This window comes from Amycolatopsis sp. NPDC049688 (assembly GCF_040674975.1).
In the GTDB taxonomy this organism is placed as follows: Bacteria; Actinomycetota; Actinomycetes; order Mycobacteriales; family Pseudonocardiaceae; genus Amycolatopsis.
This window is the reverse complement of record NZ_JBFANY010000008.1, coordinates 173451-190010: the sequence shown is the minus strand read 5'-3', so window position 1 is coordinate 190010 and position 16560 is coordinate 173451. Positions and strand designations below refer to the sequence as shown.

The 16560-nt window shown below is 75.0% G+C and carries 2 protein-coding genes (1 of these 2 cut by a window edge); both read right to left on the bottom strand.

The features are described from left to right. Nucleotides 1-2138: the 5' portion of a type I polyketide synthase gene (locus AB0J55_RS25880; protein WP_364253413.1), read on the bottom strand. Its footprint begins 13129 nt before the window's first position; 2138 of the gene's 15267 nt are visible here — the first part of the coding sequence; its start codon is at nt 2136-2138; its stop codon lies beyond the left edge, outside the window. After that, nucleotides 2139-16496 (bottom strand): SDR family NAD(P)-dependent oxidoreductase, encoded by a 14358-nt coding sequence (locus AB0J55_RS25875; protein ID WP_364253410.1) that lies wholly within the window; start codon nt 16494-16496, stop codon nt 2139-2141. Between the last annotated feature and the right edge of the window lie 64 nt (nt 16497-16560).

The following is a 16560-nucleotide window of genomic DNA, read 5'->3' as shown; positions in this document are numbered from 1 at the left end:
GCCTCCGGCGAGCCGGAAACCACCACCGCGGCCGGGCCGTTCACGGCCGCGATCGACAGCCCGTCCGCCAGCCGGTCTTCGACAGCGGACAGCGGCGCCGCCACCGACACCATTCCGCCCCGTCCGGCCAGCGCCAGCAGAGCCCGGCTGCGCAGCGCCACCACCCGGGCACCGTCCTCGAGGGACAGCGCACCGGACACCACGGCGGCCGCGATCTCGCCCTGCGAATGGCCGACCACCGCATCCGGCACCACACCGTAGGACCGCCACAGCTCAGCCAGGGAGACCATGACCGCGAACAACGCCGGCTGGACGACATCGACCTGGACGAGCGGGCCCCGGAGCACGTCCCGCAGTGACCAGTCCACAAAGGACGACAAAGCGAGAGCGCATTCGTCGAGACGCGCCGCGAAGACCGGCGACGCCGACGCCAGCTCCAGCGCCATCCCCGCCCACTGCGACCCCTGCCCCGGGAACACCAGAGCCACCTTGCCGCGGGCCGACGCCTCCCCGGTCACCACCGCCGGGCTGGGCGCGCCGGCCGCCAGCGCCGCCAGCCCGTCCGGGCCGGTCACCACCGCTCGATGGCCGAGCAACGCCCGCGACCTGACCAGCGAGAACCCGACGTCGGCCGGATCCCCGCCGTGCGAGAGCAACCCGGCCGCCTGAGCCTGCAACGCTTCCGGCGATCCCGCCGACAGCACCCACGGCACCGGCCCCGAAGCCACCCGCGACGGCAACGGAGGCACCGGAGGCGCCTGCTCCAGGATCACGTGCGCGTTCGTCCCGCTGACCCCGAACGACGAGACGCCGATCCGCCGCGGCTGCCCGGTTTCCGGCCACGGCGTGGCCTCGGTCAGCAGCCGGACCGCCCCGGCACTCCAGTCCACTTGGGACGAGGGTGCGTCGATGTGCAGCGACTGCGGCAGCAGGCCCCGGCGCATGGCCTGGACGGACTTGATGATCCCGGCCACGCCCGCGGCGGCCTGGGTGTGGCCGAGGTTGGACTTGACCGACCCGAGCCACAGGGGCGTCGAACGGCCCTGGCCGTAGGTCGCCAGCAGGGCCTGGGCCTCGATCGGGTCGCCGAGCCGGGTGCCCGTGCCGTGTGCTTCCACCGCGTCGATGTCCGAAGCGGACAGAGACGCGTTCGCCAGCGCGGCCCGGATCACCCGTTGCTGCGACGGCCCGTTCGGCGCGGTCAGGCCGCTGCTCGCGCCGTCCTGGTTGACCGCCGAGCCGCGGACGACGGCGAGCACCGGGTGCCCGTGGCGGCGGGCGTCGGAAAGGCGTTCGACGAGCAGCATGCCCGCACCTTCGCCCCAGCCGGTGCCGTCGGCGGCGTCGGCGAACGGCCTGCACCGGCCGTCGGCGGCGAGGCCGCGCTGGCGGCTGAACGCGGTGAACGTACCCGGCGTGGCCATCACCGTGACCCCGCCGGCCAAGGCCAGTGAGCAGTCGCCGAGCCGGACGGCCTGGCAGGCCAGGTGCAGCGCCACCAGCGACGACGAACAGGCCGTGTCGATCGTGACCGCGGGCCCCTCCAGGCCGAGCGTGTAGGCGATCCGGCCCGAGGCGACGCTGCCTGCGCTGCCGTTGCCGAGGAACGCCTCGAACTCCGCGTAGACGTCGGGGGCCAGCAGCAGCCGCGCCGCGTAGTCGGAGTACATCACCCCGGCGTAGACGCCGACCTTCTCGCCGCGCACGGACGTCGGATCGATGCCCGCCCGCTCCAGCGCCTCCCACGACGTCTCCAGCAGCAGCCGCTGCTGCGGGTCCATGGCGAGCGCCTCGCGCGGGGAGATGCCGAAGAACCCGGCGTCGAAGTCGGCCGCGTCGTGCAGGAAAGCGCCTTCCCGGGTGTAGCTGGTGCCCGCGCTGCCGGGGTCGGCGTCGTAGAGGCGGGCCAGGTCCCAGCCGCGGTCGGCGGGGAACGCCCCGACCGCGTCTTCACCCGCCTCCAGCAGATCCCACAGCTGGGCGGGGGTGCGGACGCCGCCGGGGAACCGGCAGCTCATGCCGACGATCGCGACCGGTTCCTGCGCGCGGTCTTCGGTCTCCTTCAGCCGCCGCCGGGCTTCCCGCAGATCGGCCGTGGCCCGCTTGAGGTAGTCCAGGAGCTTCTGTTCGTTCGACATTCAGGACATCCCCAGTTCGTCGTCGAGGAGGTCGAAGAGCTCCTCGGCGGTGGCGTCGGCCAGTTCCGTGCCGGGCTCGTCCCGGCGGTCGTCGGGTGCGGTCCACCGGGCCAGCAGGCCGCGCAGGCGTTCGGTGACGCGGTCGCGTTCGCCGGCGCCGGGTGCGGCCGCGGCGAGCACCGCGGCCAGCCGGTCCAGTTCAGCGTGGACCGGCTGGACGGCCTTCGCGCCGTCCGCGGGCAGTTCGGCGCACAGGTGCTTGGTGAGCGCGTCCGGGTTCGGGTAGTCGAAGATCAGCGTGGCGGGCAGCCGCAGCCCGGTCGCCGCGGTGAGCCGGTTCCGCAGCTCCAGCGCGGTGAGCGAGTCGAAGCCCAGGTCGAGGAACCCGCGCCCGGCTTCGACGGTGTGGCCCGAGGCGTAGCCGAGCACGGCCGCCACCTGGGCGCGCACGACCTCGTCGACGACGCGGAGCCGCCCGGCCTCCGGCAGGCCGGCGAGCCGTTCGGCCAGCCCTGGCCCGGCCGGGACGCCGTCGCGCACGGCCCGCCGCGCCGGGGTCCGGACGAGCCCGCGCAGCAGCGCCGGGACCTCGGGCCGGGCCCGCCAGGCGGCGAGGTCCAGCGCGACCGGCATCAGCAGCGGTTCGCCGGTCCCCAGGGCGAGGTCGAACAGCCGCAGCGCGCGGTCCGTCGGCAACGCGCGGACGCCGGACCGGCCGAGCCGCGAGACGTCGTCGTCGCCGAGGTGCGCGGTCAGGCCGCTGCGCGTCTCCCACAGGCCCCACGCGAGGGAGGTCGCGGGCAAGCCCCGGCCGCGGCGGTGCTGGGCGAGGGCGTCGAGGTAGGCGTTGGCCGCGGAGTAGGCCGACTGGCCCGCGCCGCCCATCGTCGTCGCGAAGGAGGAGAACAGGACGAAACTGTCCAGGTCGAGGTGCTCGGTGAGCTCGTGCAGGTGCCGGGCGGCGACCGCTTTGGGCCGCAGGACCGTGTCGAGCCGTTCGGGGGTCATGGCTTCGACGACGCCGTCGTCGAGGGCGCCCGCGGCGTGCACCACCGCCGTCAGCGGGTGCTCGGCGGGGACCTGGGCCAGCGCCTTTTCGAGGGCGTCCCGGTCGGCGACGTCGCAGGCGACGACGGTGACGGACGCGCCGGTCAGCTCGGCGGTGTCGGGGGCGCTGCGGCTGAGCAGCAGCAGGTGCCGGACGCCGTGCGTGCCGACCAGGTGCCGGGCGAGCAGGCCGCCGAGCACGCCGCTCGCGCCGGTGATCAGCACGGTCCCGTCCGGGTTCCAGGAGTGCTCCCGTTGCGGCGCGGCGGCCCGCGCCAGCCGGGGCACGTGGAGTTCGCCACCGCGCACCGCCAGCTGTGGCTCGCCGGACGCGGCAGCCATCCCGGCCCAGGTGGCGAGGTTGCCGGTCGTGTCGACGTCGAGGAGGACGAACCGGTCGGGGTGCTCCGACTGCGCCGAGCGCACGAGTCCCCAGACCGCCGCCGCGGCGGGGTCGGCGGGTGCCTCCCCCACGGCCGATTCGGTGACCAGGACCAGGCGTCCCTCTCCCGGCAGGAAGTCCTGCAGGGTCTTGAGCACCTCGGCCGTCACGTCGCCGCGGCACTGCGTGTAGGCCACCGGTCCGGGCTCGCCGAGGGGAACGGCCGGCGCGGCGGGTTGGGCGTCGAGCCGCTGCCAGGTGAGGGTGAACAGCGCGTCGGCGCCGTGGTCGGCGGCCGCCGCCAGCTGCCCGGCCGAAATCGGGCGCATGACGAGGGATTCGGCTTCGGCGACCGGCGCGCCGGTTTCGTCGGCGACGGCGACCGAGACGCCGTCCGCGCCGAGTGCGCCGAGCCGGACGCGCAGGGTGGTCGCGCCGGTCGCGTACAGCCGGACGCCGGTCCACGCGAACGGCAGCCGGGCGCCGGCCTGGGCGCTGGTCAGGCCGATCGGGTGCAGGGCGGCGTCGAGCAGGGCCGGGTGCAGCCCGTAGCGGGCGGCGTCCTGGCCGTCGGGCAGGGTGACCTCGGCGTAGAGGTCTTCGCCGTGCCGCCAGGCCGCGCGCAGGCCCTGGAACGCCGGGCCGTAGCGGTAGCCGTGGCCGGCGAGGGTGTCGTAGTGGCCGTCGACCGGCAGCGGTTCCGCGCCCGGCGGTGGCCACGCGGTGAGGGCCGTGCCCGGCTCGGCGCCCGTGGTCAGGAACCCTTCGGCGTGCTGGGTCCAGTCGACGTCGTCGGAGAGTCGCGAGTGGACGGTCAGCGCGCGGCGGCCGTGTTCGTCGGCGGCTTCGACCCGGACCTGCAGGGCGACCCCACCGCGTTCCGGCAGGACCAGCGGGGCCTGCAGGGTGAGCTCTTCGACGGTCGCGCAGCCGACCTGGTCACCCGCCTGCACGGCCAGCTCGACGAACGCGGTGCCCGGCAGCAGCACGGTGTCGCCGACCGCGTGGTCGGCCAGCCACGGGTGCGTGCGCTGGGAAATCCGCCCGGTGAGCAGGGTGACGCCGGTGCCCGCGACGGTCACCGCGGCGCCGAGGAGCGGGTGACCGGCGTCGGTGAGGCCGAGCCCACCGGCGTCGCCCGCGGTGATGGCGGTCCACTGTGGCCAGTACCGTTCCTGCTGGAAGGGGTAGGTGGGGACGTCGGTGAGCCGGGCGCCGGGGAAGGCCGGAGTCCAGTCGACCTGCACGCCGCTCACGTGCGCTTCGGCCAGCGCGGTGTAGAACCGCGTGAGGCCGCCGTCGTCGCGGCGGAGCGAGCCCAGCGCGACGACGTCGTCGCCGAGCACCATGGTCAGCACCGGGTGCGGGGACACCTCCACGAACGTGCCGAACCCCTCGCTCTTGAGTCGTTCGATCGCGGTGTCGAGGCGAACCGTGGTGCGGAGGTTCGTGTACCAGTACCCGGCGTCGACCCGTTCGTTCCACTCGCCCGTCACGGTCGAGATGAAGGGGATCCCGCCTTCCCTGGGCGTGATCGGGGCCAGCACGTCGAGGAGTTCTTCCCGCAGCTGCTCCACCTGCGCCGAGTGCGACGCGTAGTCCACCGGGACCCGCTTGGCGCGGATCCCGTCGGCCTCACACGACGCGATGAGTTCGTCGAGCGCCTGCAGCGTCCCGGAAACCACCACCGCGGCCGGGCCGTTGACCGCCGCGACGGAGAGCCCGTCGGTCAACCGCTCTTCGACCGCTTCACGCGACGCGGCCACCGAGACCATCCCACCCTGGCCGGCCAGGGCGAGAAGGGCCTTGCTGCGCAGAGTCACGACCCGGGCACCGTCCTCGAGGGACAGCGCGCCGGACACCACCGCGGCCGCGATCTCACCCTGCGAGTGCCCGACGACCGCGTCCGGCACCACGCCGAACGACCGCCACAGGTCCGCCAGCGACACCATCACCGCGAACAGCGCAGGCTGAACGACATCGACCCGGCTCAGCGCCTCCGCGTCGGCGAGGACATCACGGAGGTTCCAGTCCACAAAGGATTCGACGGCGGTGGCGCATTCGCCGAGCCGGGCCGCGAACACCGGCGAGGAGTCCGCCAGTTCGAGGGCCATGCCCGCCCACTGCGAACCCTGGCCCGGGAAGACCAGCGCCACCTTGCCCGGGGTACCGGCGTGCCCGGTGACCACGTCCGCCGCAGGCCGCCCTTCGGCGACCGCGGACAACGCATCGGCGCTGAGCACCACCGCGCGGTGCGGGAACCGTGACCGGGCCGTCGCCAGCGAGAACCCGATGTCCGCCGGGTCGCCGTCGACGCGGAGGAGGGCGCCGGCCTGGTCGCGCAGGGCGGCTTCGGTTCGTCCGGACAGCACCCAGGGCACCGGTCCGGAGACCGGCTCGCGCGGCTCGGCCACCGGGTCCGGCGCCTGTTCGAGGATCGTGTGCGCGTTGGTGCCCGAGATGCCGAACGACGACACTCCCGCTCGCCGCGGACGGTCGGCGTCCCACGCCCGGGACTCGGTGAGCAGCTCCACCGCCCCGGCTGTCCAGTCCACGTGGGACGAAGGCGCGTCGACGTGCAGGGTCTGCGGCAGGACGCCGTGCTGCATCGCCATGACCATCTTGATCACGCCCGCCACCCCGGCCGCGGCCTGCGTGTGCCCGAGGTTCGACTTGACCGACCCCAGCCACAGCGGCGTTTCCCGCGACTGGCCGTAGGTCGCCAGCACCGCCTGTGCCTCGATGGGGTCACCGAGGGTCGTTCCGGTTCCGTGCGCCTCCACGGCGTCCACTTCGGACGCTGTCAGGCCGGCGTCGGCGAGGGCGGCCCGGATCACGCGTTGCTGCGACGGGCCGTTCGGGGCGGTCAGGCCGTTCGAAGCGCCGTCCGAGTTCACCGCCGAACCGCGGACGACGGCGAGGACGCGGCGGCCCTCGCGCAGCGCGTCCGACAGCGGCTGGACCAGCAGCATGCCCGCGCCTTCGGAGAACCCGGCGCCGTCGGCCGCCTCGGCGAACGGCTTGCAGCGGCCGTCCGCGGCCAGGCCGCGCTGGAGGCTGAAGTCGACGAACATGCCCGGGGTCGCCATCACGGTCGCGCCGCCGGCCAGGGCCATCGAGCACTCGCCGCGCCGCAGGGCCTGCACGGCCAGGTGCAACGCCACCAGCGACGACGAACACGCCGTGTCCACCGTCAGCGACGGTCCTTCGAGACCGAACACATAGGACAGCCGGCCGGAGACGACGCTGGCGGCGTTGCCGACCCCGGCGTGGCCTTCCAGCGACTCGGTGGACCGCTCCAGCAGCGCCGGGTAGTCCTGGCCGTTGGTGCCGGCGAACACGCCGATCCGCTGGCCCCGCACCGAAAGCGGGTCGAGCCCGGCCCGTTCGAAGGCTTCCCACGACGTCTGGAGCAGGAGCCGCTGCTGCGGGTCCATGGCCAGGGCTTCCCGCGGCGAGATGCCGAAGAAACCAGGGTCGAACTGGGTGGTGTCGGCGAGGAAGCCGCCCTCGCGGGCGTAGCTCTTGCCGGTGACGCCGGGTTCGGGGTCGTAGATCTCGCCGAGGTCCCAGCCGCGGTCGCCGGGGAACGGCGTGATGCCGTCGCCGCCCGCCGCGACCAGCCGCCAGAGGTCCTCGGGCGAGCGGACCCCGCCGGGGAACCGGCAGCCGATGCCGACGATGGCGATCGGTTCGTCCGCGCCCGCGGTGGCCGGGGGGTGCTCGGCGGTTTCGCCGCCGGTGCCGAGCAACTCGCCGAGGAAGGCGGCGAGGACGGTGACCGTCGGGTGGTCGAACACCAGGGTCGCGGGCAGCCGCAGGCCGGTCGCGGTGGCCAGCCGGGTGCGCAGCTCGACCGCGGTCAGCGAGTCGAAGCCGAGTTCGGAGAAGGCGCGGCCGACGTCGACCGCGGCCGGGGAGGCGTGGCCGAGCACGGCCGCGGCCTGCGCGCGGACCAGGTCGGTCAGCACGCGGTGGGCGTCCGGCGTGCTCAGCCCGGCGAGCCGGGCGGCGAAGCCGGACGGCGCCGGGGCCGTCTCCTCGGCGGCTTCGGGGATCTCGGCGAGCAGCGGCCGGGGCCGGGCGGCGGCGAAGGCCGGCGCGAACCGCGTCCAGTCGACGTCGGCGACGAGCACGGTGGTGTCGTCGTGGTCCAGGGCCCGGCCGAGCGCGGTCAGCGCCAGCTCGGGGTCGAGCGGCGGGACGCCCTCGGCCGCCAGCCGGGCGCGGTCGACACCCTCGTCGGCGTCCCAGACCCCCCAGGCGACGGAGGTGGCGGTCTCGCCGCGGGCCCGGCGGCGTTCGGCGAGCGCGTCGAGGTGGGCGTTGGCCGCCGCGTAGGCGCCGTGCGCGCCGCTGCCGACGACCGCGGCGATGGAGGAGAACAGCACGAAGGCGTCGAGGCCGTCCGGGAGCAGCGCGTCGAGGTGGTCGGCGGCGTCCGCCTTCACGCGGCACACCCGGTCCAGCAGGTCCGGGCCGGTCTCGGCGAGGGGGGCCAGGTCGGTGACGGCGGCGGCGTGGAAGACCGACCGCACCGGCCCGTGGGCGTCGAGGACCGCGGCCAGCTGGTCGCGGTCGGCGACGTCGCAGCGGGCCTCGACGACGTCGTGTTCCCGCAGGGCTTCCGCGCCGGGGAAGGCCGCCGCGGCGAGCACGATCCGGGTGGCGCCCCGGGCGATCAGCCAGCGGGCGAGCCGGACGGCCGCGTGGCCGCCGGTGTCGGTGACGAGCACCGTGCCCTCGGGCCGCCAGCGGCGGACCGGTTCCCGCTTCTCGGCGGGCACGAGCCGCCGGGCGAAGACGCCGGACGCGCGCAGGGCCACCTGGTCTTCGCCGGTGGTCCCGGCCAGCACGGCGGCCAGCCGGGCGCCGGTCGTTTCGTCGAGGGTGGGCGGCAGGTCGGCGAGGCCACCCCAGCGGGCCGGGTGTTCGAGCCCGGCGACGCGGCCGAGTCCCCACACCCGGGCCTGCCGGGGGTCGGGTGCGCGGTCGTCGGGGCCGGTGGCCACGGCCCCTCGGGTGAGGAGCCAGAGCGGGGCATCGAGACGGGTCAGTTCGAGAGCCGTCGCGGCGTCCGGCCGCACGGCCACGACACCGGCCAGGTCCCGGTCGTCGTCGGCGATCTCGGCGCCGTGGGCGGCCAGGACGTCCCGGACGTCGTCGCCGTCTCCGACGACGCGCCAGCGGCCGGAGAGCCGGGCGGCCGGGGTGGCGACGGGCCGCCAGGCGATCCGGTAGCGCCAGGAGTCCGTTGTGGACTCGTCGCGGCGGCGGCTGCGCCACTTCGCGAGGGCAGGCAGGACGGCGTCGAGCGGGGCGTCCTCGGCGAGGTCGAGCGCGCCCGCGAACGCCGGGACGTCCTGGTCGGCGACGACGTCCCAGAAGCGCTGGTCGGCCTGGACGGGCTCGGTTTCCGGGACGTCGAGCCAGTACCGCTCGCGCTGGAAGGCGTAGGTGGGGAGGTCGGCCGGGCGGGCGCCGGCGAAGGCCGGGGTCCAGTCGACCCGGACGCCGTTGACGTGCGCTTCGGCCAGCGCGGTGTGGAACTGGGTGAGGCCGCCGTCGTCCCGGCGCAGGCTGCCAACGGCGACGACGTCCTCGCCGAGCGCCATGGTCAGCACCGGGTGCGGCGACGCTTCGACGAACGTGCCGAAGCCCTCGCTCCTCAACCGCTCGACCGCCGTGTCCAGCCGGACGGTGCTGCGGAGGTTCTTGTACCAGTACTCGGCGTCGAGAGCTTCGTTCCACTCGCCGGTCACCGTCGAGAGGAAGGCGGTCTCGCCCCGGCGGGGCGTGATCGGCGCCAGTACTTCGAGCAGCTCGTCGCGCAGCTGCTCCACCTGGGGTGAATGCGAGGCGTAATCCACCGGGACCCGCTTGAACCGGATGCCGTCCGCGCGGCAGGCCGCCACGAACTCGTCCAGGGCCTCCGGCGCACCGGAAACCACCACGGCGGCGGGGCCGTTGGCGGCGGCGAGCGAGACGCCCTCGGTCAGCCGCTCCTCGACGGTTTCGCGGGACGCCGCAACGGAAACCATGCCGCCACCCCCGGCCAGGGCCAGGATGGCTTTGCTGCGGAGGGCCACGACCCGAGCGCCGTCTTCGAGGGAAAGCGCACCCGACACCACAGCGGCGGCGATCTCGCCCTGGGAGTGCCCGACGACCGCATCCGGGACCACGCCGAACGACCGCCACAGCTCGGCGAGGGACACCATCACCGCGAACAACGCGGGCTGGACCACATCGACCCGGCCCAACGCCGTCGCGTCGGCCAGCACCTCGCGCAGCGACCAGTCCACAAAGGATTCGAGGGCCGCACCGCATTCCCCGAGCCGGGCCGCGAACACCGGCGACGACTCCGCGAGCTCCAGCGCCATCCCGGCCCACTGGGCGCCTTGGCCCGGGAAGACCAGCGCCACCTTGCCCGGCGCAGCAGCCTCACCGGTGATGACGTTCGGCGCGGGAGTGCCCTCGGCGAGCGCGGTGAGACCGCCGCGGAGGTCCTCGCCGACCACGACCGCGCGGTGCCGGAACAGCGACCGCGCCGACACGAGGGCCGCGCCGATCGACGCCGCCGGCAGCTCTCCCCGGCCGAGCAGCGCGGCAGCCTGGGCTCGCAGCGCCTCGGCCGTCCGGCCGGACAGCACCCACGGAGCAGCACCGTCCGCCAAGGGCTCGGCCACGGCCTCGGGAACGTGCTCCAGGACCGCGTGCGCGTTGGTGCCGCTGACCCCGAACGACGACACCCCGGCCCGACGCGGGCGGTCACCGGCCGGCCAGTCGCGGGCCTCGGTCAGCAGTTCCACCGCACCCGCCGACCAGTCCACATGGGACGTCGGCGCGTCGACGTGCAGCGTCCGCGGCAGCACGCCGTGCCGCATGGCCATCACCATCTTGATCACGCCGCCGACGCCCGCCGCGGCCTGGGTGTGGCCGATGTTCGACTTCAGCGAACCCAGCCACAGCGGCGTTTCCCGCTCTTGGCCGTACGTTTCCAGCAGGGCCTGCGCCTCGATCGGGTCACCGAGGGTCGTGCCGGTGCCGTGCGCCTCCACGGCGTCCACTTCGGACACCGACAGACCCGCGTCGGCCAGCGCCTGGCGGATCACCCGCTGCTGGGCCGGGCCGTTGGGTGCGGTCAGCCCGTTGGACGCGCCGTCCTGGTTGACCGCCGTCCCGCGGACGACCGCGAGCACCGGGTGGCCGTTGCGGCGGGCGTCGGACAGCCGTTCCACCAGCAGGAGGCCGGCGCCCTCGCCCCAGCCGGTGCCGTCGGCCGCGTCGGCGAACGATTTGCACCGGCCGTCGGCCGCGAGCCCGCGCTGGCGGCTGAACTCGACGAACAGCGCGGGCGTCGACAGGACCGTGACCCCGCCGGCCAGCGCCAGGTCGCATTCCCCCTGCCGCAGCGACTGGCACGCCAGGTGCAGCGCCACCAGCGACGACGAGCACGCCGTGTCGACCGTGATCGCCGGGCCTTCGAGGCCGAACGCGTAGGAGATCCGGCCGGAGGCGACACTCCCGGCGCTGCCGTTGCCGAGGTACCCTTCGTAGCCTTCGAGTCCACTTCGGACGCCCTGCAGCCGAGTCGCGTAATCCTGGTACATCACGCCGGCGAACACGCCGGTCCGGCTGCCGCGGACCGCGTCCGGCACGATGCCGGCGCGTTCGAACGCCTCCCACGCGACTTCCAGCAAGAGCCGCTGCTGCGGGTCGGTCGCCGTCGCCTCGCGCGGCGACATGCCGAAGAACTCGGGGTCGAAGTCGGCGGCGTTGTGGAGGAATCCGCCTTCGCGGACGTACGACGTCCCGCTGCGGGCGGGGTCGTCGTCGAAGAGGCCGTCGGGCCAGCCGCGGTCGGCGGGGAACGCCGAAACGGCGTCGCGGCCCTCGGCGACCAGCTGCCAGAGGTCCTCCGGCGAGGCGATCCCGCCCGGGTAGCGGCAGCTCATCGCGACGATCGCGATGGCGTCGCCCTCGTCGGCCGTGCGCGTGACGACGGTCCGCCCGGTCCGCCCGGCGAGGTGGGCGGCGAGCACCGCCGGGGTCGGGTGGTCGAAGACCAGGGTCGCGGGCAGCCGCAGGCCGGTGGCCGCGGCGAGCCGGTTGCGCAGGTCCACCGCGGTGAGCGAGTCGAACCCGAGGTCCTTGAAGGCGCGGCCGGGGTCGATCGCCCGCGCCGACGCGTGCCCGAGCACGGCGGCGACCTGCGTCCGGACCAGGTCGAGCAGCGCCTCTTCGGAGAGCTCGCCGACGTGGCCGCCGGCTGCGGCAGTGCGCCGCGCGGACGGCGGGAAGAGCCCGCGGAACAGCGGCGAAACGGTGCCGTTGGCGGCCTGGCGGCGCAACGCGGCGGCGTCGAGCGCGATCGGGACGAGCGCGGCCGGGCCCGCGGTGACGGCCCGGTCGAACAGCGCGAGGCCCTGCGCGGAGTCCAGGGGACGCACGCCGGACCGGCCCAGCCGGTCCCGCGCGCGGTCGTCGAGGTGCCCGGTCATCCCGCTGGCCTCGGCCCACAGCCCCCAGGCGAGCGACACGGCGGGCCGCCCGGCCGCGCGCCGCCGCTGGGCGAGAGCGTCGAGGTAGGCGTTGGCGGCGGCGTAGTTGCCCTGGCCGCTGCCGCCGGTCGTGCCGGCGGCAGCGGAGAACAGCACGAACGCGGTGAGGTCGGTGGTCAGTTCGTCGAGGTTGCGGGCGGCGGCGGCCTTCGGGCGCAGGACCGTGTCCAGCCGCTCCGGGGTGAGGGCCTCGACGACGCCGTCGTCGAGCACCCCCGCGGCGTGCACGACGGCGGTGATCCGGTGCGCGGCCAGCACCTCGGAGAGCCGGTCGCGGTCCGCGGCGTCACAGGCGACGAAGACGGCCTCCGGCAGGTCCGCGGCGAGTTCGGCGGCGCCGGGGGCGTCCGCGCCGCGGCGGCTGAGCAGGACGAGGTCCCGGACGCCGTGCTGCCGCGCGAGGTGCCGGGCGACGAGCCCGCCGAGCACCCCCGAGGCGCCGGTCACCAGGACGGCGCCGTCGCCCCAGTCCGGCGTCGCCCCGGCGGCGGTGACGCGGGCGAGACGGGGCGCGAAGGACCGTCCATTGCGGACGGCCATCTGCGGCTCGGATGGGACGACCGGGTGGTCGGGGTCGTCGGTGTCCAGCAGCGCGAACCGCCCCGGGTGTTCCGACTGGGCCGACCGCACCAGCCCCCACGCGGCGGCGAGATCCGGGTCCGGCGCCTCGTCGTCGTGCACGGCGACAGCCCCGCTGGTGACGAAGACGAGCATCTCGGGCCGCTCGGCGGCGAGCCAGTCCTGGACGAGCCCGAGCACGCGGTGGACCGGCGTGCCGGTGAGCGGTTCGAAGACGGCGCCGGCCTCGGGGGCCGCGGCCGGGACCTCGGTCCAGTCCACCCGGTACAGATCGTCCACGCGGTCCAGGCCGCCGGTGGGCAGCGGCCGGAGGACGAGGGAGTCCGCCGTCGCGACCGGGGCACCCGACGGGTCGGCGACCTCGACCGCCACCTCGTCCGCGCCGCGGCGGGTGAGCCGGACGCGCAGCGCGGACGCGCCGGTGGCGTGCAGCGTCACCCCCGTCCAGGCGAACGGCAGCCGGGCCTGCCCGTCCTCTGTGGACATCGCCAGCGCGAGCGGGTGCAGGGCCGCGTCGAGCAGGGCCGGGTGCAGGCCGAACCGGGCCGCGTCGGCCGGCTCCGGCAGCTCGACCTCGGCGAAGATCTCCTCGCCGCGGCGCCACGCCGAACGCAGGCCCTGGAACGCGGGGCCGTAGCCGTACCCGGCGGCCGCGCGGAGGCCGTCGTAGAAGCCGTCGAGGTCGATCCTGGCCGCGCCCTCGGGCGGCCAGGAGTCCGAAGTGGACCCGGGTGCCGGGCGGCCCGGGGCGAGCACGCCGGTGGCGTGCCGGGTCCAAGGTTCGTCCTCGTCCCGCCGCGAATGGATCTCGACGGCGCGACGGCCGGTTTCGTCGGCGGCGCCCACCCGGACCTGCAGCGCGCGGGGACCGGGCAGGGTGAGCGGGGTTTCGAGGGTGAGTTCCTCGACCGTGCCGCAGCCGGCGCGGTCGCCCGCCTGGATCGCGAGTTCGACGAACGCGGTGCCGGGCAGCAGGATCGTGTCGTGCACGGCGTGGTCGGCGAGCCACGGCTGCGCCTGCGGCGAGACGCGGCCGGTGAGGACGAGGCCGTCGCCCGCGGCCAGTGCCACGGCCGCGCCGAGCAGCGGGTGCCCGGTGGCGCTCAGGCCGAGCGCGCCCGCGTCACCCGGCTCCGCGGCGACCGCGGGCCAGAACCGTTCGCGCTGGAAGGCGTAGGTGGGCAGGTCGGCCGGGCGGGCGCCCGCGAAGGCCGGGGTCCAGTCGACCCGGACGCCGTTGACGTGCGCTTCGGCCAGCGCGGCGTGGAACCGGGTGAGGCCGCCGTCGTCCCGGCGCAAGGAGCCCAGCGAAATGACGTCGTCGCCGATCGCCATGGTCAGCACCGGGTGCGGCGACGCTTCGACGAACGTGCCGAAGCCTTCGCTCTTCAGCCGCTCGATCGCGGTGTCCAGGCGGACGGTGCTGCGCAGGTTCGTGTACCAGTACCCGGCGTCCACGCGTTCGTTCCACTCGCCGGTGACCGTGGAGATGAACGCCGTGTGTCCCGGCTGCGGGCTGACCGGTGCCAGTACTTCCATGAGTTCGTCGCGCAGCTGCTCGACCTGCGCCGAGTGGGAGGCGTAGTCGACCGGCACCCGCTTCGCGCGGATCCCGCCGGCTTCGCAGGACTCGATCAGCTCGTCGAGGGCTTCGGGCGCCCCGGACACCACGACCGCGGCCGGACCGTTGACGGCGGCGATCGACAGGCCCTCGGTCAGCTGTGCTTCGACGGTTTCGAGGGGCGCGGCGACCGAGACCATCCCACCGCGCCCGGCCAGCGCGAGAATCGCCTTGCTGCGCAACGCGACCACCCGGGCACCGTCCTCGAGCGACAGGGCACCCGAGACGACCGCGGCGGCGATCTCCCCCTGCGAATGCCCGACGACCGCGTCCGGCACCACGCCGAACGAGCGCCACAGTTCGGCCAGGGAAACCATGACGGCGAACAACGCCGGCTGAACCACGTCCACCCGGCTCAGCGCCTCCGCGTCGGCCAGCACCTCGCGCAACGTCCAGTCCACAAAGGACGCCAAGGCCGTGCCGCATTCCTCGATGCGGGCCGCGAACACCGGCGAGGACTCCGCGAGTTCGAGAGCCATCCCGGCCCACTGCGAACCCTGCCCCGGGAAGACCAGCGCCACCTTGCCCGGCGCGCCGGCTTCCCCGGTGATGACGTTCGCCGCCGGGGTGCCCTCGGCGAGCGCCGTGAGGCCGCCGGGGAGATCGCCGACCACGACCGCGCGGTGCGGGAACGACGAGCGGGTCGTGACCAGCGAAAACCCGATGTCCGCGGCCGGTCCTTCCTGCCCCGCCAAGGCCGCGGCCTGCGCCTTGAGCGCCTCCGCGGTCCGTGCGGACAGCACCCACGGCACGGGCCCGGCGGCGGTTCCCGGCTCTTCGACGTCCGGGACGGCTTCGAGGATGGCGTGGGCGTTGGTGCCGCTCATGCCGAACGCGGACACGCCCGCGCGGCGCGGCTCGCCGGTTTCCGGCCACGGCCGGGCCTCGGTGAGCAGCCGGACCCCGCCGGACGCCCAGTCGACGTGCGAGGTCGGGGCGTCGACGTGCAGCGTCCGCGGCAGGACGCCGTGCCGCATGGCCATCACCATCTTGATCACGCCGGCGACCCCGGCGGCGCCCTGGGTGTGCCCGATGTTCGACTTCAGCGAGCCGAGGAACAGCGGGTCGCCGCCGCCGCGGGCCCGGCCGTAGGTGGCCAGCAGTGCCTGGGCCTCGATCGGGTCGCCGAGGGTGGTGCCGGTGCCGTGCGCCTCGACCGCGTCGACCTGCTTCGCCGACAACCGCGCGCTGGCCAGCGCCCCGGTGATCACGCGTTCCTGGGCGGGGCCGCTGGGCGCGGTCAGGCCGTTGGACGCGCCGTCGGAGTTGATCGCCGAGCCGCGGACCACGGCGAGCACGGGGTGGCCGAGGCGGCGGGCGTCGGACAGGCGTTCCAGCACCAGCATGCCGGCGCCTTCGCCCCAGCCGGTGCCGTCGGCGGCGTCGGCGAAGGACTTGCACCGGCCGTCGGGGGCCAGGCCGCGCTGGCGGCTGAACGCGACGAACGCCGCCGGGGTGGACAGCACGGTGACCCCGCCGGCCAGCGCGAGCGAGCATTCGCCGCGCCGCAGCGAGTGGCACGCCCAGTGCAGGGCGACGAGTGAGGACGAGCAGGCGGTGTCGACCGTGACGGCGGAGCCGCCGAGGCCGAGGAAGTAGGCCAGCCGTCCCGAGACGACGGCGGTCGCGGTGCCGGTGAGCAGGTGCCCTTCGAGGTTGTCCCCGGCGCCGCGCATCAGGTTCGCGTAGTCCTGGCCGGTGTTGCCGACGAAGACGCCGGTCGGCGAGCCGGCCAGCGAAGCCGGGTCGATGCGCGCGCGTTCGATGGCCTCCCACGTCGTCTCCAGCAGCAGCCGCTGCTGGGCGTCCATGGCGAGCGCCTCGCGCGGGGAGATGCCGAAGAACGCGGCGTCGAAGTCGGCGACGTCGTGCAGGAAGCCGCCGGACGCGGTGTGCGAGGTGCCGGGCCGGTCGGGATCGGGGTCGCGGAGCGCGTCGAGGTCCCAGCCGCGGTTCCCGGGGAACCCGGTGACGGCGTCGGTACCGCTTTCGACCAGGTCCCACAGCTGCTCGGGGCTGTGCACCCCACCGGGCAGCCGGCACCCCATGCCGACGATCGCGATCGGCTCCTGCGCGGCTTCCTCGGCGGCCTGCAGCCGTTGACGCGTCTGGTGCAGATTGGTCGTGACCCACCTGAGGTGCTCGCGCAGCGTCTCCTCGTCGGCCATGTCAGTGCCACCAGCCTTTTCTCCAGCGAAGTGCGGACACCCGGCACATCCGCGCGCCGAAGTG

Excerpts from the sequence above, each read along its gene's own strand:
- AB0J55_RS25875 (WP_364253410.1), bottom strand. The coding sequence starts at position 16,496 with ATGGCCGACGAGGAGACGCTGCGCGAGCACCTCAGGTGGGTCACGACC.